This is a genomic window from Streptomyces sp. NPDC096311, from assembly GCF_044763085.1.
Taxonomy (GTDB): domain Bacteria; phylum Actinomycetota; class Actinomycetes; order Streptomycetales; family Streptomycetaceae; genus Streptomyces.
In genome coordinates, this window is record NZ_JBIWFN010000004.1 from 455755 (window position 1) to 478298 (window position 22544).

Genomic DNA, 22544 nt, shown 5'->3' on the forward strand with positions numbered 1-22544 from the left:
CGCCATGTCCGCACGAGGCAAGCACCGCAACTTCAAGATCCAGGGCATGCTCACCCGGGGCATCCTCGCCGCAGGAATGGGCGCAGTCGCACTCGCCCTTCCGCTCGTGAGCGCGACCTGCGCGCAGGCCGCCACGGCCACCAGCACCGATGTCCAGCTCATCACGTACAAGGTGGTCGCGGGCGACACCCTGGCCACGATCGCGAAGAAGTACCCCACGAGCGGCGGCCCGGCGAAGCTGTACGCCGCCAACCGCGCGGTCATAGGCCCCGACCCGACGACGCTCCGTCCGGGTCTCACCCTGACCGTGGGCACCAAAACCGTCCAAAACACCACCAAGAAGACCCCGGCAAAGACGGCGCCCACCACCTCGAAGACGTACGCGAACAACCTCGACGGATGGATCAAGCACTCGCTGGACATCATGGCCCGCGCCAAGATCCCCGGCACCTACAACGGCATCCACCGCAACGTCATGCGCGAGTCCTCCGGAAACCCCCTGGCCATCAATAACTGGGACTCCAACGCCAAGGCCGGCATCCCCTCCAAGGGCCTGCTCCAGGTCATCGACCCCACATTCAAGGCCTACCACGTGCCCGGCACGTCGATGAACCCCTACGACCCGGTCGCGAACATCACGGCCGCCTGCAACTACGCGGCGGCGAGGTACGGCTCGATCGACAACGTCAACGGGCCCTACTGACGGGACTGGTGGGGCCGGCGGGGCCGGCGGGGCCGGTAGGGCTGATACGACTGCCGGGGCCGATGCGGCCAGCATGACCGATATTGCCGATATGGCTGATATCGCTTATATGGCCGATATGGCTAGTGGGGTCGGAGAGCCTCGGAGAGCTGCCGGGACCCACCGGGCTCTCCGGGCTCCCGGTACCGGTCCGACCGGTACGGGAACAGCCGCTCCAGCACCACCGCGATCCCGTCGTCCTCGTTCGACAGCGTCACCTCGTCGGCCACCGTCTTCAGCTCCGGATGGGCGTTGGCCATGGCGACCCCCCGGGCGGCCCAGTCGAACATGGGGATGTCGTTGGGCATGTCGCCGAAGGCGATGGTGGCGGCGGGAGTGAGACCGAGGTGGGCGGCGGCGAGCGCCAGACCGGTTGCCTTGGTCACGCCGCTTGGCTGGAGTTCGACGGTCCCGGGCCCCGACATGGTGACGGTGGCCAGCGAACCCACCACACCCCGGGCCGCCGAGGCCAACTCGTCGTCGGACAGCGACGGGTGGCGGAGCAACACCTTGCTGATCGGCTCCGTCCACAGGTCGTCGCGGTGATGCACCCGTACCGCCGGAAGCGTCGGATGCGGCATCACGTACCCCGGCTCGATGAGCGTCAGCCCGTCCACGCCGTCCTGGTCCACCGCGGCGTAGAGCAGCCCGACCTCCGCCTCGATCTTGCCGAGCGCGGTCTCCGCGAGTTCCCTGTCCAGGGTCACCGACCACAGCAGTCGGTCCGCCGCCGCGTCGTACAGCTGCGCCCCCTGCCCGCACACCGCCAGCCCCGCGCCGCCGAGTTCGTCGAGCAGAGGTCGTACTCTCGGCGCCGGGCGCCCCGTCACGACCAGGTGTCGGGCGCCCGCCTCGGCCACCCTCTCCAACGCGGCCCGGGACCGGTCGGAGAGGGTGTCGTCGCCGCGGAGCAGCGTTCCGTCCAGGTCAGTGGCGATAAGTGAATATGCAGTCGGAGCGGCCATGATCCGAAGAATACGGATCGAACGACTCATCGGCCCGGCGTGAACCGGACGACGTCCGGTATCCCGTCAGCAACGCCGTTCACCGTACGGGGCGTACCGGGCGTACAAAGTGCACTTCCGCCCCCACTCACCGAGCGGGCGGTACGAAAAGACTCCGACCGGAATGTCACTCCAGAGGATGACGCGGCTGCGGTGACTGTGGCCGCCTGAGCCCAACACAAGCTCCGACGCGACGGGTTGGGCCCCGCCCACGGCGTGGCCCACCAGTCACCGACCCCTCCGGCCGTACGGACCCCTGCCACCTCACCCGTGCGCGCCCGCCAAGTGCTTGGCCAGCCGCGGCGAAGCGAACTCCGTACCGCACACGAACCGCATCACCGGCCCGTACGAAGCCGCCGCCGGCAACCCCGTGAAGTACAGCCCGGGCACCGAGGAGCAATACCCCGCACCGAGCTTGGGAGTGCCGCGGCTCACCGCGAGCGCCGTACGCAACTCGTGTCCCAGGAAGTCCATCGCGGCGATGTCGACGCGATATCCGGTCGCTGCGATGACATGGTCGGCGGAGAGCTCCTCGCCCCGACCGCCCAGGGTCCGCACGGAGAGGACCGGACGCCCGTCGGAGACGTCGGCGCGAACGATCCCGGAGACCTCGCTGACCTCGACCTTGCCCTCGAAGCGGTCGCGCAGCCACCACGCCCCGAGGGGGCCGAGCACCCGGCGGACCAGGTAGTGCCGGGCGTCGGCGGGCAGATAGCGGTAGGGGTGCGGGTAGTAGCTGAGTGCCCACAGGGACCAGGCGCGCCCGAAGGGCGACTCGGGACGCAGCTTCGGCTGTTTCCAGGGCGGTGCGCCGAAGGCGACCCTGCCCCGTCCCCGGGACACCACCCGGACCTGCGCGCCCGCCTCCGCCGCGAGCGCCGCCGTCTCCAGCGCGGACTGGCCCGCGCCGACGACGATCAGTTCCTTGCCGGAGAACCGGGCGAGGTCGTGGTGCTGGGAGCTGTGCGAGACGGGGCCGGTGGGCGTGGGTCCGTCCGCCGCAGCGCCGCCGAGCTCGGGCGGCAGATGCGCGAGTCCGTACAGTCCCGTGGCCACGACGACCGCCCGCGCCGTGAACGACTCCCCCGAGTCCAGCTTGAGTTCGAAGCCCTCGCCGCCCCGGCGGTCGACGGACACCACCCGCACCCGCTCCAGCTCGGGCACCAGCTTCTGCTGGAACCACTCGCCGTACGCGATGAACGTCTCGACCGGAATGATGTCCTCGTCCGTGACAAGCCGGCGGATCCCCGCCGCGTCGCAGTAGTCGGCGATCGTGTGGCCGGGCTGCGGGGCATCGAGGCTGGACGCGACCGGGGTCGACTTGAGAAGCATCCCCTCGGGCATATGGTCACGCCAGCTCACCATGGGCTCGCCGAACACGCGCACCGGGATGCCACGCGCCCGCAGATGGGCGGCGGTGGACAGGCCGAACGGGCCGGCACCGATGACTGCTACCGGATGAATCACGAAGTCCCTCCCCAGGACGTACTTTCGTCACTTCGTGGTCGTACTGGTGCTGCTGCCACGGCGGTTGGTCCGCCACAGCTGATACAGATGCCTCGCGCCCGGCCGCACGAAGCGCGCGAGCATCGTGAAGAACGGCCGCAGGTCGTCACCCGCGAGCCAGGCCAGCTCCGTACCGCTCGCGCGAGCCGGCGCGTGCGGGGTCGTGTAGCCGCTGCGCCGGTAGGCGAGCAGGGCCGGCAGGTCGATGTTCTCCACGATGTACCGGTGACCGGCCCGCTGTTCCCCTTCGGGAACGCTGCGCCCGGTCAGGTCGAGATGCATGGCCCGGACGACGTCGATCCCCGACTCGTTCTCGAAGAGCCGGAACTGCGCGCCCATCCGGGGGTTGAAGTCGAGGAGTTTGTACCGACCGTCGCGCCGGTCGAAGCGCAGGTCGAGGTCGATGACGCCGCTGAAGCCGATCTGTTTGATGAAACGCGCGGCGAGGTCCGCGAGTTCCGGATTGTCGACGACGTACGCGTTCGCCGTCATTCCCGCGTGCGGTGGCCAGGAGCGGACCTTCACGCCCGTGAACATCGCGAGCGGCGTCGAGTCCGCGTCGAAGTACGCGTGCACGATCCAGTCCTCCGCCTCCTCCCTGGGCAGGTACTCCTGGAGGATCACGCCCGGCTGATCACCCCAGTCCCGGGCGAGTGACAGCAGCCCCTCCCGGGTCGCGATCCTCGTCGTCCCGTTCACCGCCGGCTGACTGCGGCGTACGAACGCCTCCCGGTTCTTGGCGACGATCGGAAACCGAGCGCTCTCGGCGAACGCCACGATCTCCTCGTACGACTGCGGAAAGGCCGCCGCCGGACTGGGGATGCCGTGTTCCACACAGAGTTCGTGCAGGCCCTGCTTGCTGGCGAGGCGCCGGGGCAGTTTGGCGTCGACCCGGGGGAAGAGGAACCGCTCCCCCAGCTCCTCCTGGTGCTCGGCGATCAGGACGGCCGCCTCCTCGTCCGTCGGGACGAGCACCGTCGGCCGACCGATGCGAGCCCCGATCCGCAGCAGACCCTCGACGAGACGCTCCGGCTCCTCCGTCCCCGTCGTCGGCCAGACGAAGGCACGGCGCAGATAGCGCGAGGCCGCGGCAGGCGTGTAACGGTCCTCGGTGATCGCATACATCGGTATGCCGAGACGGCCCAGACTTCGGATGGCGCCCACACCGCCGTGGTGCAGCGGATAGTCGCCAAACTTCACGATCAGGCCCGGAACGTTCCGATCGGCGTCGAACGGCACTCCGCTGACGCTCCTGGCCACGGGTCCCCCCACGTGTCCCCCCTACGGACCGGACCCACCCCGTCCGTGTCCCCAAAGGACGCTAAGCCGGAACTACCGCGTCCGACAAGGCCTATTCGGACATTGCGAACTCTTTAGGCACTGTCCAGGCAACTCTTCGGGTACTGCCACGACGCCTCACGACAACGCGCGGCAACTCATGGCAACTCTTTCGGCACTGCCACAGCACGTCACTCCCCCGTAACCTGTGCCGCGACCACCCGGAGCACGTGCAACACCCACACTTGCACCGCGCGGATCACACGGCCAAGACAGTCACCCGCATCACACAACGCGCACGACCACGAAAGCGAGGCACCACCCGATGCCCCCCTTCGATGTCCCCGAGGGCGATCCCTTCGGCCCGCACAACCTCCCCTACGGCGTCTTCTCCCGGGCCGGAGCGTCCGAACGGAGCGTCGGCGTCCGGCTCGGCGACCACGTCCTCGACGCGGGAGCGACGGCTCGTGCACTCGGCTCCCCGTACGCCGAACTGCTCGCGCGGCCCACCCTGAACCCGCTGCTCGCCGCCGGCCGCACGGCCTGGTCCGACGTACGCCGCGCGCTCACCGCCTGGGTGACGGTCCCGGCCCACCGGGAGACCATCGCACCCCTCCTGCACCCCCTCTCCGAGGTGACCCTGCACCTCCCCTTCGAGGTCGCGGACTACGTCGACTTCTACGCCTCCGAGAACCACGCCCGGAACGTCGGACAGATCTTCCGCCCCGACGCCACCGACTCCCTCACCCCCAACTGGAAGCATCTGCCGATCGGTTACCACGGCCGCTCCGGCACGGTCGTGGTGTCGGGCACGGAGGTGGTCCGCCCCTCGGGCCAGCGCAAGGCCCCTTCCGACACCACCCCCGTCTTCGGCCCCTCCGTCCGGCTCGACATCGAGGCGGAGGTCGGCTTCGTGGTCGGCGCACCCTCGACCATGGGCACGCCCGTCCCTCTCTCCTCCTTCCGCGACCACGTCTTCGGCCTCTGCCTCCTCAACGACTGGTCGGCGCGCGACATCCAGGCCTGGGAGTACGTCCCTCTCGGCCCCTTCCTCGGCAAGTCCTTCGCCACCTCGGTGTCGGCCTGGATCACCCCGCTCGACGCGCTGGACGACGCACGGGTCGCGCCCCCGGCCCGCACGCACCCCCTCCTCCCCTACCTGGACGACTCCGAGGACGAGCCCGGCGGCTACGACCTCCGTATCTCCGTCGCCATCAACGGCCACGTCATCTCCGAACCCCCCTTCTCCACCATGTACTGGACGGCCGCCCAGCAACTGGCCCACATGACGGTCAACGGAGCCTCCCTGCGCACCGGCGACCTGTACGGCTCGGGAACGGTCAGCGGCCCCTCCGAGCACGAGCGCGGCTCCCTCCTGGAACTCACCTGGAACGGCCGCGACACTCTCGACCTCCCCGACGGCAAGCGGGCCTTCCTGGACGACGGCGACGAGGTCACCCTGACGGCCTGGGCCCCGGGCCCCGGCGGCACGCGAGTGGGACTGGGCGAGGTGAGTGGCCGCATCACCCCGGCCCCCAACCCCTCCTGACCCCGACGGGGTCCGGGGCAACAGCCCCCCCGGCGGGGTCTGGGGGCAACAGCCCCGGCGGGGTCCGGGGCAACAGCCCCGGCGGGGTCCGGGGCAACAGCCCCGGCGGGGTCCGGGGCAACAGGCCCGGCGGGGCGCAGGGGCGAAGCCCCGCAGTGGTCCCCCCTCCCCCGGTGGGGGGAGCCCAGGGGGTCGAAGGGGCGAAGCCCCTGGGATGGGACGGGTAGGGGCGGCGGGGGCGAAGACCCCTACCCGTCGGCCCCACGCCCCCGCACCCCCGCACCCCCGCACCCATCGAACGCCTCCGCCGCCTCGACGGACTCCCCCTCTCCCTCGACCTCACCTACATCCCGCATCCCGCTCGGCCTCGGCACCGCCCTGCTGGGCGCCGACCTGGAGAACGACGACCCGTCCCCCGCTGTCCGACGCTCGGCCGTCGACGTCCTCACCGAGACCGTGCCGCCCGGCACCGGTCCCGCCCTCGCCGCCGCACTCCGGGACCCGCACGGCGACATACGAGCCACCGCCGCGGCCTCGCTGCGCCAGCTGGTGGCGACCCTGCCGGCCGAGCCGGACCTGCGCGAGGCCCTCGCCGCCGCCCTCGCCGAGGACGATCCCGTCGTGCGTACCGCCGCCCTGGACGTCCTGCGCGCGCTGCGCCTGGGCGACGCCGAACTGTTCGCGGACGCCCTCGCCGATCCCGAAACCGCCGTCCGCGTCGAGGCCGTGCGCGCCCTGGTCTCCGTCGACGCCGCGGAGCCCCTGAGCCGGGCCGCGGCCGACCCGTCCCGCGAGGTCCGCGTCGCAGTGGCCAAGGCCCTCGCCAACGTGACCCCGGGAAAGCTCGTCGCGGACACCCTCGACCGGCTCACGACCGACCCGGACGCCCTGGTCCGGGCAGCGGCCTTCGCGACGCCGGCCGTCACCGGCTGCTCGACGTCCCTGGCCGCGCGTCCCTGGCCGCGCGTGCCGTCGCCGCCCAGGCCGTCGCCGCCCAGGCCGACGCCGCCTGGCAGGTCCGCTCCGGCGCCGCGACCGCGCTGTCCGCCGCGGAGGCCCGGGTCGCCGTCCCGGCGCTCGCCCGGACCCTTGAAGACCCGAATGCCGACGTCCGCAAGGCGAGGGTCCTGGCCCTCGTGCGGCACTCCGCGATCGACGAGGCCGCCCGCGCGGCCCTGGCCACGGCGGACTCCGACGCGGACGTCAGGGCGTACGCGTCACGGGCTCTGTGACCACAGGGCTGAGCAGAGAGCTGGGCAGAGGGCCGGGGCGCCCTATATCCAGTCCTCCGGCTCCGGTTCCGCGTCCATCTCGGGCCAGTCCGGGTCCGGTGCCTCACCGGCCGCGGCGGCCGGTGCTGCTCCGGGGGCGCCGCCGCCCAGGGAGGCGAGCACTCCGATCACGCCCTCTCCGTATGTCGCGAGCTTCTTCTCGCCCACCCCGCTGATGCCACCGAGGCCTTCGACCGAGGTGGGCCACACCGTGGCGATCTCCCGGAGCGTGGCGTCGTGGAAGATGACGTACGCCGGGACGCCCTGTTCCTTGGCCTGTTCGGCACGCCAGGAGCGCAGGGCCTCGAAGGCGGGGACGAGCTCCTGGGGCAGGTCGGCCGCCGCGGCCTTGGCCTTGCGATCGCCCCGCGAGGAGGAGGACGAGCGGGAGACGGTGGGCTTCGGCGGCTCCTTGCGGAGCGGCACCTCGCGCTCGCGCCGCAGCACCGTCCCGCTCTCCTCGGTCAGCACCAGCGTCCCGTACTCGCCCTCGACCGCGAGCAGGCCTTGCGCCAACAACTGCCGCACCACGCCACGCCATTCGGACTCGGCGAGGTCCTCACCGATGCCGAACACGGACAGCTGGTCGTGATCGAACTGGATCACCTTGGCGGTGCGCCGCCCCAGCAGGATGTCGATGATCTGTCCGGCGCCGAACTTCTGTCCGCGCTCGCGCTGCAGCCGCACCACCGTGGACAGCAGCTTCTGTGCCACGACCGTGCCGTCCGAGGTCTCAGGCGGTGCGAGGCATGTGTCGCAGTTGCCGCATGCCGGGGTGTGCGGGTCCTGGCCGAAGTAGGCGAGGAGCTGGGAGCGCCGGCACTGGACTGTCTCGCACAGGGCCAGCATCGAGTCCAGGTGGGCGGCGGCCCGGCGGCGGAACGCCTCGTCGCCCTCCGAGCCCTGGATCATCTTGCGCTGCTGGACGACGTCCTGAAGCCCATACGCCATCCATGCCGTGGACGGCAGTCCGTCACGGCCCGCGCGTCCCGTCTCCTGGTAGTAGCCCTCGACCGACTTGGGCAGGTCGAGGTGGGCCACGAACCGCACGTCCGGCTTGTCGATACCCATGCCGAAGGCGATGGTGGCGACCACGACCAGGCCCTCTTCGCGCAGGAAGCGCGACTGGTGGGTGGCGCGGGTGCCCGCGTCCAGACCCGCGTGGTACGGCACCGCCTCGACGCCGTTGCGGGAGAGGAACTCGGCTGTCTTCTCCACCGAGTTGCGCGAGAGGCAGTACACGATGCCCGCATCGCCCGCGTGCTCGTCACGCAGGAAGGACAGCAGCTGCTTCTTGGGATCGGCCTTCGGGACGATCCGGTACTGGATGTTGGGACGGTCGAAGCTCGCCTCGAAGTGGCGGGCGGTCGGCATGGCCAAGCGCTGGGTGATCTCCTTGTGCGTCGCGCGGGTGGCCGTGGCCGTCAACGCGATGCGCGGGACGTCCGGCCAGCGCTCGCCGAGCAGTGAGAGCGCCAGATAGTCGGGACGGAAATCGTGGCCCCACTGGGCCACGCAGTGCGCCTCGTCGATCGCGAAGACGGAGATCTTCCCGCGTGACAGCAGGTCCAGCGTGGTCTCCAGGCGAAGCCGCTCCGGGGCCAGGTAGAGCACGTCGAGCTCCCCTGACAGGAACTCGGCCTCCACCACGCGCCGCTCGTCGAAGTCCTGCGTGGAGTTCATGAACCCGGCACGCACGCCCAGCGCGCGCAACGCGTCCACCTGATCCTGCATCAGCGCGATGAGGGGGGAGACCACGACTCCCGTACCCGGTCTGACCAGGGCCGGAATCTGGTAACAGAGCGACTTGCCGCCACCCGTCGGCATCAGGACGACAGCGTCACCGCCCGCCACCACGTGCTCGATGATCGCTTCCTGCTCGCCGCGGAAGGCGTCGTAACCGAAGACCCGGTGGAGCGTGGCCAGCGCCTCGCTCCCTCCCAGCGTCTCCGTCGCGTCCGCTTCGGTCATCACACCCGTCCCGCCCATCGTCCTGTCCCCCGTACGTCGCGCCTCGACCACTGCGTCCACGATAGGGGTCCGCGCCGACAGCCCGAGAGTTATCCACAGGCTGCGACCGATCGGCTTCCCTACGCACTCGCGTCCGGCCGGTCTCACTCCCCTGCACGGCGCGCCCTGCGCGCGTTCAATCCGTTGGCCCCACTCGCATGGCGACGGCTTTCGAGCCGGGGACATGCTGCTCGGGCGGGGAAGAGGGGCAGAGGGGGCACGCGATGCGCTGATCACGGCTCGGGCCCCGCTGCCTCACGAGGAGGGAGCGGGGCCCGGGCCGTGCGTGGTTCAGCGGACGAAGACTCCCGCCTGGCTCGCCAGGTTCAGGAAGTACTGCGGCGCCACACCGAGCACCAGCGTGACCGCCACGCCGAACCCGATCGCCGTCATGGTCAGCGGCGAGGGCACGGCGACCGTCGGTCCCTCCGGCCGGGGCTCGCTGAAGAACATGAGCACGATCACGCGGATGTAGAAGAACGCCGCGATCGCCGACGAGATCACACCGACCACGACCAGCGCGCCCGCGCCGCCCTCCGCCGCCGCCTTGAAGACGGCGAACTTCCCGGCGAAGCCGGAGGTCAGCGGAATACCCGCGAACGCCAGCAGGAAGACCGCGAAGACGGCCGCCACCAGCGGTGACCTGCGTCCGAGGCCCGCCCACTTGGACAGGTGCGTGGCCTCGCCGCCCGCGTCGCGGACCAGGGTCACGACCGCGAAGGCCCCGATCGTCACGAACGAGTACGCGCCCAGGTAGAAGAGGACCGACGAGACGCCGTCCGGCGAGGTCGCGATGACGCCCGCGAGGATGAATCCGGCGTGCGCGATGGACGAGTACGCCAGGAGCCGCTTGATGTCGGTCTGGGTGATCGCGACGATCGCACCGCCCAACATGGTGACGATCGCGACGGCCCACATGACCGGCCGCCAGTCCCAGCGCAGGCCCGGAAGGACGACGTACAGCAGCCGCAGCAGCGCCCCGAAGGCGGCCACCTTCGTCGCCGCGGCCATGAAGCCGGTGACCGGTGTCGGCGCGCCCTGGTAGACGTCGGGGGTCCACATGTGGAACGGCACCGCGCCGACCTTGAAGAGCAGGCCCATGACGACCATCGCGGCGCCGATGAGCAGCAGCACGTCGTTGCCCATGGTGCCGGCGAGCGCCGGGTCGACGTTCGGGATCGTGCCGTCCACGACCTGCGCGATCGTCGCGTACGACACGGAGCCCGCGTAGCCGTAGAGCAGGGCGATGCCGAAGAGGGTGAACGCGGAGGCGAAGGCGCCGAGCAGGAAGTACTTGACCGCGGCCTCCTGCGACATGAGCCGCTTGCGGCGAGCCACGGCGCACAGCAGGTAGAGGGGCAGCGAGAAGACTTCCAGCGCGATGAACAGGGTCAGCAGGTCGTTGGCCGACGGGAAGACCAGCATGCCGCCGATCGCGAAGAGCAGCAGCGGGAACACCTCGGTGGTGGTGAACCCGGCCTTCACCGCGGCCTTCTCGCTGTCGCTGCCGGGCACGGAGGCGGCCTGTGCGGCGAACGAGTCGACGCGGTTGCCGTGCGCCTCCGGGTCGAGCCGTCGCTCGGCGAAGGTGAAGACACCGAGGATGCCCGCCAGCAGGATCGTGCCCTGCAGGAACAAGGACGGTCCGTCGACGGCGATCGCGCCCATGGCCGCGATGTGCGCCTTCGTGGTGCCGTATCCGCCCGCCGCCAGTGCGATCACCGCGGCGAAGGCGGCGGCGAGCGCGACGACGGACAGGAAGACCTGCGCGTAGTAGCGGGACTTGCGCGGCACGAAGGCCTCGACGAGCACCCCTACGAGCGCTGCCCCGATCACGATCAGGGTGGGCGACAATTGCCCGTATTCGATCTTCGGCGCGTCGATCTTGGAGATCGGTTCGGCCGCGGTTGTCCACAGGCTGTGGACAGCTGCTGTGCTCACTTGGCCGCCTCCACCTCGGGCTTGGGGTCCGTCTTATGGACGTCGGACATGGTCTGCTGGACCGCCGGGTTGACGATGTCGGTGACCGGCTTCGGATAGACGCCCAGGAAGATCAGCAGGGCGATCAGCGGGGCGACCACCAGAAGCTCACGCACCCTGAGGTCGGGCATCTCGGCGACCTCCGCCTTCACCGGGCCCGTCATCGTCCGCTGATAGAGGACGAGTGTGTAGAGCGCGGCGAGGACAATGCCGAAGGTGGCGACGATGCCGACGGCCGGGTAGCGCTCGAACGCGCCCACCAGGACCAGGAATTCACTCACGAAGGGCGCCAGCCCGGGGAGCGAGAGGGTCGCCAGGCCGCCGATCAGGAAGGTGCCCGCGAGCACCGGGGCGACTTTCTGCACCCCTCCGTAGTCGGCGATCAGACGCGAGCCGCGCCGCGAGATCAGGAAGCCCGCCACCAGCATCAGGGCGGCGGTCGAGATCCCGTGGTTGACCATGTAGAGCGTCGCGCCCGACTGGCCCTGGCTGGTCATCGCGAAGATGCCCAGGATGATGAACCCGAAGTGCGAGATCGACGCGTACGCCACCAGCCGTTTGATGTCCCGCTGGCCGACCGCGAGCAGCGCCCCGTAGATGATGCTGATGAGGGCGAGGACGAGGATGACCGGCGTCGCCCACTTGCTCGCCTCCGGGAAGAGCTGGAGGCAGAAGCGGAGCATCGCGAAGGTACCGACCTTGTCGACCACCGCCGTGATCAGTACCGCGACCGGGGCCGTGGCCTCTCCCATGGCGTTGGGCAGCCAGGTGTGCAGCGGCCACAGGGGCGCCTTCACCGCGAACGCGAAGAAGAAGCCGAGGAACAGCCACCGCTCCGTGCTGGTCGCCATGTGCAGCGAGCCGTTGGCGCGGGCCTGCACGATCTCCTGGAGCGAGAAGTTTCCGGCCACTACGTAGAGGCCGATGACGGCGGCCAGCATGATCAGACCGCCGACCAGGTTGTAGAGGAGGAACTTCACCGCGGCGTAAGAGCGTTGAGTCGCCGCCGCGTCGTCCCCGTGCTCGTGGGCACGGTCCCCGAAGCCGCCGATGAGGAAGTACATCGGGATCAGCATGGCTTCGAAGAAGATGTAGAAGAGGAAGACGTCGGTGGCCTCGAAAGAGATGATCACCATCGCCTCGACGGCCAGGATCAGGGCGAAGAAGCCCTGGGTCGGCCGCCAGCGACTGCTTCCTGTCTCCTGCGGGTCGGCATCGTGCCAGCCCGCCAGGATCACGAACGGGATCAGCAGCGCGGTCAGCGCGACGAGCGCCACCCCGATGCCGTCCACGCCCAGCTCGTACCGCACTCCGAAGTCCTTGATCCAGGCGTGGGATTCGGTGAGCTGGTAGCGGTCGCCGCCGGGGTCGAAACGTACGAGCACGATCGCGGCCAGGACGAGCGTGGCGAGCGAGACGAGCAGCGCCAGCCACTTGGCGGCGACGCGTTGCGCGGCCGGCACGGCGGCCGTGGCGATCGCCCCGATCGCCGGGAGCGCCGCCGTCGCTGTCAGCAGAGGAAAGGACATCGGTATCAGACCGCCCTCATCAGCAGGGTCGCGGCGACGAGGATCGCCACACCGCCGAACATCGAGACCGCGTAACTGCGCGCATAGCCGTTCTGCAGTTTGCGCAGCCGCCCGGAGAGGCCGCCCATGGAGGCCGCGGTGCCGTTGACGACCCCGTCGACCAGAGTGTGGTCGACGTACACCAGGGAGCGTGTGAGGTGCTCCCCGCCGCGCACCAGCACGACGTGGTTGAAGTCGTCCTGGAGCAGGTCGCGCCGGGCGGCCCGGGTGAGCAGGGAACCGCGCGGGGCGACGACCGGGACGGGGCTGCGCCCGTACTGGGCGTACGCGATTCCGGCGCCGACGACGAGCAGCACCATGGTGGCCAGCGTGACCGTGAGGGCGCTGACGGGCGAGTCGCCCTCCGAGTGCCCGGTGACCGGCTCCAGCCAGTTGAGGAAGCGGTCACCGATACTGAAGAAACCGCCCGCGAAGACCGATCCGAAGGCCAGCACGATCATGGGGATCGTCATGGACCTCGGGGACTCGTGCGGGTGCGGCTCATGACCTTCGGCGTCCGGCTGCCAGCGCTTCTCCCCGAAGAACGTCATGATCATCACGCGGGTCATGTAGTACGCCGTGATGGCCGCGCCCAGCAGGGCCGCGCCGCCGAGGATCCAGCCCTCGGTGCCGCCCTTCGCGAAGGCCGCCTCGATGATCTTGTCCTTGGAGAAGAAGCCGGACAGGCCCGGGAAGCCGATGATGGCGAGGTAGCCGAGGCCGAAGGTGACGAAGGTGATCGGCATGTACGTGCGCAGGCCGCCGTACTTGCGCATGTCGACCTCGTCGTTCATGCCGTGCATGACCGAGCCGGCGCCGAGGAACAATCCGGCCTTGAAGAAGCCGTGCGTCACCAGGTGCATGATCGCGAAGACGTAACCGATGGGGCCGAGGCCCGCGGCCAGCACCATGTAGCCGATCTGCGACATCGTCGATCCGGCGAGCGCCTTCTTGATGTCGTCCTTCGCGCAACCGACGATCGCACCGAACAGGAGCGTGACGGCGCCGACCACGGTGACGACGAGCTGGGCGTCGGGCGCGGCGTTGAAGATCGCGGCGGAGCGGACGATCAGGTAGACACCCGCGGTCACCATGGTCGCGGCGTGGATGAGGGCCGAGACCGGGGTCGGGCCCTCCATCGCGTCCCCGAGCCAGGACTGCAGCGGCACCTGGGCGGACTTGCCGCAGGCGGCGAGCAGCAGCATCAGGGCGACGGCGGTGAGCTTGCCCTCGGTCGCGCCACCGACGAGCCCCGGGTGCCCCTCGGTACCGAGCACCGGCCCGAAGGCGAAGGAACCGAAGGTGGTGAACATCAGCATGATGGCGATCGACAGGCCCATGTCGCCGACGCGGTTGACCAGGAAGGCCTTCTTCGCGGCGGTGGCGGCGCTGGGCTTGTGCTGCCAGAAGCCGATCAGCAGGTACGAGGCGAGGCCGACGCCCTCCCAGCCGACGTACAGCAGCAGGTAGTTGTCGGCGAGGACGAGCAGCAGCATCGCCGCGAGGAACAGGTTCAGGTAGCCGAAGAAGCGGCGGCGCCGCTCGTCGTGCTCCATGTAGCCGATCGAATACAGGTGGATCAGTGAGCCGACACCGGTGATCAGCAGGACGAACGTCATCGACAGCTGGTCGAGCTGGAAGGAGACGTCCGCCTGGAAGCCCTCGACGGGGACCCAGCTGAACAGGTACTGGCTCATGGCCCGGTGGTCCGCGCTCTTGCCCAGCATGTCGGCGAAGAGGACCGCGCCGATCACGAAGGACGCGGCCGCGAGCGCCGTGCCGATCCAGTGGCCGACGGCATCGAGCCGCCGGCCGCCGCACAGCAGTACGGCCGCTCCGAGCAGAGGCGCCGCTACCAGCAGCGCAATCAGGTTCTCCACGATTCAGCGACCCCTTACAGCTTCATCAGGCTGGCGTCGTCGACCGAGGCCGAGTGGCGGGAACGGAAGAGCGACACGATGATCGCGAGCCCGACCACGACCTCCGCGGCGGCGACGACCATCGTGAAGAAGGCGATGATCTGGCCGTCGAGATTGCCGTGCATGCGGGAGAAGACGACGAACGCGAGGTTGCAGGCGTTGAGCATGAGCTCGACGCACATGAACACCACGATCGCGTTGCGTCTGATCAGCACTCCGGTGGCGCCGATCGTGAACAACAGGGCGGCGAGATAGAGGTAGTTGACCGGGTTCACTTGGACGCCTCCTCCGTCTTCTCCGTCTTCGTGCGCTCCAGGCGTTCTTCGGCCCGCTGCTCCAGCGCCTTCAGATCGCTCAGCGCCTCGGTGGACACGTCACGGATCTGGCCGCGGTCCCGCAGCGTCTTGCTGACGGTCAGCTCGGACGAGGTGCCGTCCGGAAGGAGGCCCGCGATGTCCACCGCGTTGTGCCGGGCGTAGACACCGGGGGCCGGCAGCGGCGGTACGTGCTTGCCTTCCCGTACGCGCTGCTCGGACAGCTCGCGCTGGGTCTTGGCGCGCTCGGTACGCTCGCGGTGCGTGAGCACCATGGCGCCGACGGCGGCCGTGATGAGCAGGGCGCCGGTGATTTCGAAGGCGAACACGTACTTCGTGAAGATGAGGGCGGCGAGGCCCTCCACATTCCCGTTGGCGTTGGCCTTGCCCAGGCCGTTGAAGTCCTTCAGGGACGCGTTGCCGATGCCCGCGATCAGCAGGACGCCGAAGCCGAGACCACACAGCAGGGCCAGCCAGCGCTGTCCCTTGATGGTCTCTTTCAGGGAGTCCGCCGCGGTGACACCGACGAGCATGACCACGAAGAGGAACAGCATCATGATCGCGCCGGTGTAGACGACGATCTGCACGACGCCCAGGAAGTAGGCGCCGTTGGCGAGGTAGAAAACCGCCAAGACGATCATGGTCCCGGCGAGACAGAGCGCGCTGTGCACGGCCTTCTTCATGAAGACGGTGCACAGGGCGCCGATCACGGCGACCGTGCCGAGGACCCAGAACTGGAAGGCCTCTCCGGTGGAGGTGGAGTAGGCGGCCAGGCCGGTCATGCCCCCACCCCCTCTTCCGTGGGCTTCTCACCCTTGGAGACGGCGACTTGGCGCTCCGTGCCCGGCGCCGCCTCGGTCACCAGACCCCGGTAGTAGTCCTGCTCGTCCGTGCCGGGGAAGATCGAGTGCGGCGTGTCGACCATGCCCTCGTCGAGCCCGGCGAGCAACTGCTCCTTGGTGTAGATGAGGTTGGCGCGGCTGGAGTCGGCTAGCTCGAACTCGTTCGTCATCGTGAGCGCGCGGGTGGGGCACGCCTCGATGCACAGGCCGCACAGGATGCAGCGGGCGTAGTTGATCTGGTAGACGCGGCCGTACCGCTCGCCCGGCGAGTAGCGCTCCTCCTCGGTGTTGTCCGCGCCCTCCACATAGATGGCGTCCGCGGGGCAGGCCCAGGCGCACAGCTCGCAGCCGATGCACTTCTCCAGACCGTCCGGGTGGCGGTTGAGCTGGTGCCGGCCGTGGAACCGCGGGGCGGTGGTCTTCTGCTGCTCCGGGTACTGCTCCGTCAGGCGCTTCTTGAACATGGCCTTGAAGGTCACGCCGAAGCCGGCGACGGGGTTCTGGAAACCGGGCTTGGTCTCCTTCGGCTCCTCAGCCATCGGACCCCTCCTTTCCGTCACGAGTTCCGCCATTCGATCCGTCACTCGCAGTATCGGACCCACCACTGACAATCAACTCGCGCTCGCGTCGCGGGCGGCGCCGCGGCACGGGTGGCAGCTCCTGTCCCGGCAGTGGCGGCACCGGGAATCCACCGGCCATCGGGTCGAAGGCGGCGGGCTCGGCGGGCGCTTCCTGGGCGCCCTGCTTGTCGCGGAAGATGTCCGCGGCGAACGAGAGCAGCAGCAGGACGAGGACACCGCCGCCGACGTACAGGGCGATGTCGGCGAAGTCGTAGTTCTCGTTCCTGAGGGTCCGTACGGTCGCGACGAGCATCAGCCAGACCACGGAGACCGGGATGAGGACCTTCCAGCCGAGCTTCATCAGCTGGTCGTAGCGGACGCGCGGCAGCGTGCCGCGCAGCCAGATGAAGAAGAACAGCAGCAGCTGCACCTTCACCACGAACCAGAGCATCGGCCACCAGCCGTGGTTGGCACCCTCCCAGAAGGTGCTGATGGGCCACGGGGCCCGCCAGCCGCCCAGGAAGAGCGTGGTCGACACGGCCGAGACCGTCACCATGTTCACGTACTCGGCGAGCATGAACAGCGCGAACTTGATGGACGAGTACTCGGTGTTGAAACCGCCGACGAGGTCGCCCTCGGACTCCGGCATGTCGAAGGGGGCGCGGTTGGTCTCGCCGACCATCGTGATGATGTAGATCAGGAACGAGACCGGCAGCAGGATGATGTACCAGCGGTCGTGCTGCTGTTCCACGATCGTCGAGGTCGACATCGACCCGGAGTAGAGGAACACCGAGGCGAAAGCGGCGCCCATGGCGATCTCGTACGAGATCATCTGCGCGCAGGACCGCAGACCGCCCAGCAGCGGGTAGGTGGATCCAGAACTCCAACCCGCCAGCACGATCCCGTAGATGCCCACCGAGGCGACCGCGAGGATGTAGAGCATCGCGATCGGCAGGTCCGTGAGCTGCATCGTGGTGCGGTGGCCGAAGATCGAGATCTCGTTGCCTGCGGGTCCGAAGGGGATCACCGCGATCGCCATGAAGGCCGGGATGGCCGCGACGATCGGCGCGAGGATGTAGACCACCTTGTCCGCGCGTTTGACGATGACGTCTTCCTTGAGCATCAGTTTGACGCCGTCGGCGAGCGACTGGAGCATGCCCCAGGGGCCGTGCCGGTTGGGTCCGATGCGCAGCTGCATCCAGGCGACGACCTTGCGCTCCCACACGATGGAGAAGAGCACGGTCACCATCAGGAAGGCGAAGCAGAAGACCGCCTTGACGACGACCAGCCACCAGGGGTCGCGGCCGAACATGGAGAGGTCTTCAGCGGCGAGGTACGGCGTCATGCCTCCACCTCCTTGGGGGCCTCGGTGGCGAGCGTCGCCGGGCCGATGCGGACGAGTGCGCCGGGCAGCGCCCCCGTGTCGGAGGCGACGCCCCCTCCGGTGGAGTTCAACGGGAGCCAGACCACGCGGTCGGGCATCTCGGTGATCTGCAGCGGGAGTTCGACGGTTCCGGCGCTACTGGTGACCGCGAGGAGGTCGCCTTCCTTGACGCCCGCCTCGGCGGCCGTGGCGGCCGACACCCGCGCGCGTGCGGCATGCCGGGTCCCGGCGAGCGCGTCGTCGCCCTCCTGGAGGCGGCCCTGGTCGAGCAACAGCCGGTGGCCCGCGAGCACGGCCTCCCCCGCGGCGGGACGCGGCAGCGATGCCGCGATCTCCACGGGCCCGGTGGCCCGCAGGCCGCCCCAGGGACCGAGCCGGTCCAGCTCCCCGCGCGTGGTGCGCAGATCCGGCAGACCCAGGTGTACGTCCATGGCGTCGGCGAGCATCTGCAGGACACGCGCGTCGGTGGGTGCCAGGCGGCGGGTCATCTGGTCGGGCTTGAGCGCGGCCTCGAAGAAGCGCACCCTGCCCTCCCAGTTCAGGAAGGTGCCCGCCTTCTCGACCACCGCGGCCACTGGGAGGACGACATCCGCGTGCTCGGTGACCTCACCGGGCCGCAGTTCGAGCGACACCAGGAAGCCGACTTCGGAAAGGGCCGCACGCGCGCGTGCCGGGTCGGGGAGGTCGGCGATCTCCACGCCCGCCACCACCAGGGCCCGCAGCTCCCCGCCGATGGCGGCCTCGACGATCTGGCCGGTGTCGCGCCCGTAGCGGTGCGGAAGTTCGGAGACGCCCCAGGCGGCAGCGACCTCCTCCCGCGCGCGCGGATCGGTGGCCGGACGCCCGCCCGGCAGCAGCGACGGCAGCGCGCCCGCCTCGATCGCGCCGCGCTCCCCGGCCCGGCGCGGGATCCACACCAGCGTGGCGCCGGTCGCGGACGCCGCCCGTACGGCGGCGGTGAGCCCGCCCGCCACGCCCGCGAGCCGCTCGCCGACGATGATCACCGCACCCTCGGTGCGCAGCGCCTCGGCGGCCTTGGCACCGTCGCCCTCCAGGCCGACGCCGCTCGCGAGGGCGTCCAGCCACTCGGTCTCGGTGCCGGGCGCGGCGGGCAGCAACGTGCCGCCCGCCTTGTCCAGGCCGCGTGTCGCGTACGTGGCGAGCGAGAACGTCTTCTGTCCATGTCCGCGCCAGGCCTTGCGCAGCCGCAGGAAGACTCCGGGCGCCTCCTCCTCGGACTCGAAGCCGACGAGCAGGACGGCGGGCGCCTTCTCCAAAGAGGTGTACGTGAGGCCCGTACCGTCGAGGTCCCGTCCGTGTCCGGCGACCCGGGAGGCCAGGAAGTCGGCCTCCTCGGCGCTGTGCACGCGCGCGCGGAAGTCGATGTCGTTCGTGTCGAGGGCCACGCGCGCGAACTTGCTGTAGGCGTAGGCGTCCTCGACGGTGAGACGGCCACCGGTCAGGACGCCGGTCCGGCCGCGGGCCGCCGACAGTCCCCGGGCCGCCGCCTCCAGGGCTTCGGGCCAGGAAGCGGGCTCCAGTTCACCCGACTCACCCCGTACAAGGGGTGTCTCGAGCCGGTCCCGCTGCTGCGCGTACCGGAACCCGAACCGCCCCTTGTCGCAGAGCCACTCCTCGTTGACCTCGGGGTCGGGGGAGGCCAGGCGCCGCATGACCTTGCCGCGACGGTGGTCGGTGCGGGTCGCGCAGCCGCCCGCGCAGTGCTCGCACACCGAGTGCGAGGAGACGAGGTCGAACGGACGCGAGCGGAAGCGATACGCCGCCGAGGTCAGCGCGCCCACCGGGCAGATCTGGATGGTGTTCCCGGAGAAGTACGACTCGAACGGGTCGCCCTCGCCGGTGCCGACCTGCTGGAGCGCGCCCCGCTCGATCAGCTCGATCATCGGGTCACCCGCGATCTGGTTGGAGAAGCGGGTGCAGCGGGCGCACAGCACGCACCGCTCGCGGTCGAGCAGTACCTGCGTGGAGATCGGGACCGGCTTCTCGTAGGTCCGCTTCTTGCCCTCGAAGCGGGATTCGGCGTTGCCGTGCGACATCGCCTGGTTCTGCAGCGGGCACTCGCCGCCCTTGTCGCAGACCGGGCAGTCCAGCGGGTGGTTGATGAGCAGCAGCTCCATCACACCGTGCTGGGCCTTTTCGGCGGCGGGCGAGGTGAGGTGAGTCTTCACCACCATTCCGTCCGTACACGTGATCGTGCAGGACGCCATGGGCTTGCGCTGGCCCTCGACCTCGACGATGCACTGGCGGCAGGCGCCGGCCGGGTCGAGCAGCGGATGGTCGCAGAACCGGGGGATCTCGATGCCGAGCTGTTCGGCGGCCCGGATGACCAGGGTGCCCTTGGGCACGCTGATCTCGGCTCCGTCGATCGTCAGCGAGACGAGATCCTCCGGCGGAACCGCCGCCTCTCCCCCTCCCGAGGGAGCGCTGGTGGTCACCGTCATGCGTTCACCTCCGTGCGGTCGGCCCAAGCCGTGGACTTGGCCGGGTCAAAGGGGCAGCCGCGGCCCGTGATGTGCTCCTCGTACTCCTCGCGGAAGTACTTGAGCGAGGAGAAGATCGGCGAGGCGGCGCCGTCGCCGAGGGCGCAGAACGACTTGCCGTTGATGTTGTCGGCGATGTCGTTGAGCTTGTCGAGGTCCGACATGACGCCCTTGCCGGCCTCGATGTCGCGCAGCAACTGCACGAGCCAGTAGGTCCCTTCGCGGCAGGGCGTGCACTTGCCGCAGGACTCGTGGGCGTAGAACTCGGTCCACCGGGTGACCGCCCGCACGACGCAGGTCGTCTCGTCGAAGCACTGGAGTGCTTTTGTGCCGAGCATGGAACCCGCGGCACCCACTCCTTCGTAATCAAGAGGGACGTCGAGGTGCTCGTCGGTGAACATCGGGGTCGAGGAGCCGCCCGGCGTCCAGAACTTCAACCGGTGGCCGGGGCGCATCCCGCCGCTCATCTCGAGGAGTTGACGGAGTGTGATGCCGAGCGGAGCCTCGTACTGGCCGGGGCTGGCGACGTGGCCGCTGAGCGAGTACAGCGTGAAGCCCGGGGACTTCTCGCTGCCCATCGACCTGAACCATTCCTTGCCTTTTCGGAGGATTGCGGGAACTGACGCGATCGACTCGACGTTATTCACCACAGTCGGGCACGCGTAGAGGCCCGCGACGGCTGGGAAGGGGGGACGGAGCCGCGGTTGACCACGGCGGCCTTCGAGCGAGTCGAGCAGTGCGGTCTCCTCACCGCAGATGTACGCGCCCGCGCCCGCGTGCACGGTGAGCTTGAGGTCGAGTCCGCTGCCGAGGATGTTCTCGCCCAGGTAGCCCGCCGCGTAGGCCTCTCGAACGGCCTCGTGCAACCGCCGCAACACGGGGACGACTTCACCGCGGAGATAGATGAACGCATGCGAAGACCGGATGGCATAACACGCGATCACAATGCCCTCGATGAGGCTGTGCGGGTTCGCGAAGAGGAGCGGGATGTCCTTGCAGGTTCCCGGTTCCGATTCGTCGGCGTTGACAACTAGATAGTGAGGTTTGCCATCGCCCTGAGGAATGAACTGCCACTTCATTCCGGTGGGGAATCCCGCGCCGCCCCGGCCGCGCAGACCGGAGTCCTTGACGTACGCGATCAGGTCGTCGGGCGACATGGCCAGCGCCTTGCGCAGCCCCTCGTACCCCTCGTGCCTCCGGTAGACGTCCAGCGTCCAGGCCTTCTCCTCGTCCCAGAAGGCCGACAGCACGGGTGCGAGCAGCTTCTCCGGGCTGGTCTCGTCGATCTCGGGTGCCAACGTCATCACTCCCCCTCCTCGGCTGCGGGACCCGCCGGGTGCGACGGATCGGAGGCCGATGTGTCCTGCGGCGCGTCGTGCGAGCTCAGGTGCTCGGCCGGCGGCTGGTCCTGCGGCGCCCCGCCGCCTCGTGGGTGGACCACGCGCGCGTGGACGCTCTCCCCCTTGGCCAGGCGGAGACCGATCAGTGAGGCGGGGCCCGCGCTGCCGCCCGCCTCCACGGCTCCCTCGCGCTCGTCGGGGAAGCCCGCCAGGATCCGCGCGGTGTCCTTGAAGGTGCACAAGGGGGCGCCGCGGGTGGGTGCGACCTGTGCTCCCGTGCGCAGGTCGTCCACGAGGCGCTTCGCGGAGGCCACGGTCTGGTTGTCGAAGAACTCCCAGTTGACCATCACGACCGGTGCGAAGTCGCAGGCCGCGTTGCACTCGATGTGCTCCAGCGTGACCTTGCCGTCGTCGGTGGTCTCGCCGTTGCCGACGCCCAGGTGGTCCTGCAGGGCCTCGAAGATCGCGTCGCCGCCCATGACCGCGCACAGGGTGTTGGTGCACACACCCACCTGGTAGTCACCGCTCGGCTTGCGCCGGTACATCGAGTAGAAGGTCGCGACAGCGGTGACCTCGGCCGTGGTCAGGTTCAGTACGTCCGCGCAGAACCGCTGCCCCGTGCGCGTGACATGGCCCTCCTCCGACTGCACGAGATGCAGCAACGGAAGGAGCGCCGAACGGGAGTCCGGGTAGCGGGCGACGATCTCGCGCGCGTCCGCCTCGAGCCGGGCCCGGACGTCGTCCGGATAGTCGGGCGCGGGCAGTTGGGGCATGCC

The 22544-nt window shown here is 69.5% G+C and carries 17 protein-coding genes and 1 pseudogene; 3 read left to right on the top strand and 15 right to left on the bottom strand.

The genetic code is table 11. The features are described from left to right. Positions 1-4 precede the first annotated feature (4 nt). Positions 5-703 carry a transglycosylase SLT domain-containing protein gene (locus ACIRA5_RS13690; RefSeq protein WP_403690497.1) on the top strand — a complete coding sequence of 233 codons (699 nt, stop codon included), beginning with the start codon at positions 5-7 and terminating at the stop codon, positions 701-703. 122 nt (positions 704-825) lie between these two features. On the opposite strand, the gene ACIRA5_RS13695 is transcribed toward ACIRA5_RS13690, so the two are convergent. The 3 genes from ACIRA5_RS13695 to ACIRA5_RS13705 form a co-directional block, all read right to left on the bottom strand. Beyond that, complete coding sequence (locus ACIRA5_RS13695; protein WP_403690500.1) at positions 826-1707, bottom strand: HAD family hydrolase; 882 nt, start codon at positions 1705-1707, stop codon at positions 826-828. A 303-nt stretch (positions 1708-2010) separates the two neighbouring features. After that, a complete protein-coding gene (locus tag ACIRA5_RS13700; protein ID WP_403690503.1) occupies positions 2011-3213 on the bottom strand; it encodes an FAD-dependent oxidoreductase in 1203 nt (400 codons plus the stop codon). A 27-nt stretch (positions 3214-3240) separates the two neighbouring features. Next, complete coding sequence (locus ACIRA5_RS13705; protein ID WP_403690717.1) at positions 3241-4491, bottom strand: ATP-grasp domain-containing protein; 1251 nt, start codon at positions 4489-4491, stop codon at positions 3241-3243. Positions 4492-4855: 364 nt separating this feature from the next. On the opposite strand from ACIRA5_RS13705, the gene fahA reads away from it, so the two are divergent. Continuing rightward, positions 4856-6079, top strand: a complete 1224-nt coding sequence (fahA, locus tag ACIRA5_RS13710; protein WP_403690505.1) for a fumarylacetoacetase — start codon at positions 4856-4858, stop codon at positions 6077-6079. A gap of 339 nt (positions 6080-6418) precedes the next feature. Here the strand turns inward: fahA and ACIRA5_RS13715 are convergent, their stop codons facing one another. Beyond that, on the bottom strand, positions 6419-6586 hold the full coding sequence (locus tag ACIRA5_RS13715) for a hypothetical protein (protein WP_403690507.1): 168 nt from the start codon (positions 6584-6586) through the stop codon (positions 6419-6421). Between ACIRA5_RS13715 and ACIRA5_RS13720 the strand changes: the two are divergent. Continuing rightward, positions 6536-6925, top strand: a pseudogene (locus ACIRA5_RS13720) (oxidoreductase); the annotation flags it as partial. The gene ACIRA5_RS13715 and the pseudogene ACIRA5_RS13720 overlap by 51 nt on opposite strands. Before the next feature lie 428 nt (positions 6926-7353). On the opposite strand, the gene recQ reads toward ACIRA5_RS13720, so the two are convergent. The 11 genes from recQ to nuoE all read right to left on the bottom strand — a co-directional run bounded on the left by recQ (position 7354) and on the right by nuoE (position 22541). Then, positions 7354-9339, bottom strand: a complete 1986-nt coding sequence (recQ, locus tag ACIRA5_RS13725; protein WP_351423739.1) for a DNA helicase RecQ — start codon at positions 9337-9339, stop codon at positions 7354-7356. 312 nt (positions 9340-9651) lie between these two features. After that, positions 9652-11301 (bottom strand): NADH-quinone oxidoreductase subunit NuoN, encoded by a 1650-nt coding sequence (gene nuoN, locus ACIRA5_RS13730; RefSeq protein WP_352046351.1) that lies wholly within the window; start codon positions 11299-11301, stop codon positions 9652-9654. Next, positions 11298-12869, bottom strand: a complete 1572-nt coding sequence (locus ACIRA5_RS13735; RefSeq protein WP_403690509.1) for an NADH-quinone oxidoreductase subunit M — start codon at positions 12867-12869, stop codon at positions 11298-11300. The genes nuoN and ACIRA5_RS13735 overlap by 4 nt, the downstream gene beginning before the upstream one ends. 5 nt (positions 12870-12874) lie before the next feature. Continuing rightward, positions 12875-14788: an NADH-quinone oxidoreductase subunit L gene (nuoL, locus tag ACIRA5_RS13740; protein WP_403690511.1), complete on the bottom strand. Its 1914-nt coding sequence runs from the start codon at positions 14786-14788 to the stop codon at positions 12875-12877. Between the two features lie 14 nt (positions 14789-14802). Then, positions 14803-15102 carry an NADH-quinone oxidoreductase subunit NuoK gene (gene nuoK / locus ACIRA5_RS13745; protein ID WP_018568277.1) on the bottom strand — a complete coding sequence of 100 codons (300 nt, stop codon included), beginning with the start codon at positions 15100-15102 and terminating at the stop codon, positions 14803-14805. Continuing rightward, positions 15099-15923 (bottom strand): NADH-quinone oxidoreductase subunit J, encoded by an 825-nt coding sequence (locus ACIRA5_RS13750; RefSeq protein WP_403690514.1) that lies wholly within the window; start codon positions 15921-15923, stop codon positions 15099-15101. The genes nuoK and ACIRA5_RS13750 overlap by 4 nt, the downstream gene beginning before the upstream one ends. Then, a complete protein-coding gene (nuoI, locus tag ACIRA5_RS13755; RefSeq protein WP_388215684.1) occupies positions 15920-16522 on the bottom strand; it encodes an NADH-quinone oxidoreductase subunit NuoI in 603 nt (200 codons plus the stop codon). Before nuoI ends, ACIRA5_RS13750 begins: the two co-directional genes overlap by 4 nt. Further along, positions 16515-17888 carry an NADH-quinone oxidoreductase subunit NuoH gene (gene nuoH / locus ACIRA5_RS13760; protein WP_352046348.1) on the bottom strand — a complete coding sequence of 458 codons (1374 nt, stop codon included), beginning with the start codon at positions 17886-17888 and terminating at the stop codon, positions 16515-16517. Before nuoH ends, nuoI begins: the two co-directional genes overlap by 8 nt. Beyond that, positions 17885-20389 carry an NADH-quinone oxidoreductase subunit G gene (locus ACIRA5_RS13765; protein WP_403690515.1) on the bottom strand — a complete coding sequence of 835 codons (2505 nt, stop codon included), beginning with the start codon at positions 20387-20389 and terminating at the stop codon, positions 17885-17887. The genes nuoH and ACIRA5_RS13765 overlap by 4 nt, the downstream gene beginning before the upstream one ends. Then, complete coding sequence (gene nuoF, locus ACIRA5_RS13770; RefSeq protein WP_352046346.1) at positions 20386-21735, bottom strand: NADH-quinone oxidoreductase subunit NuoF; 1350 nt, start codon at positions 21733-21735, stop codon at positions 20386-20388. The genes ACIRA5_RS13765 and nuoF overlap by 4 nt, the downstream gene beginning before the upstream one ends. Next, complete coding sequence (nuoE, locus tag ACIRA5_RS13775; protein WP_067367904.1) at positions 21732-22541, bottom strand: NADH-quinone oxidoreductase subunit NuoE; 810 nt, start codon at positions 22539-22541, stop codon at positions 21732-21734. The genes nuoF and nuoE overlap by 4 nt, the downstream gene beginning before the upstream one ends. Positions 22542-22544 lie beyond the last annotated feature (3 nt).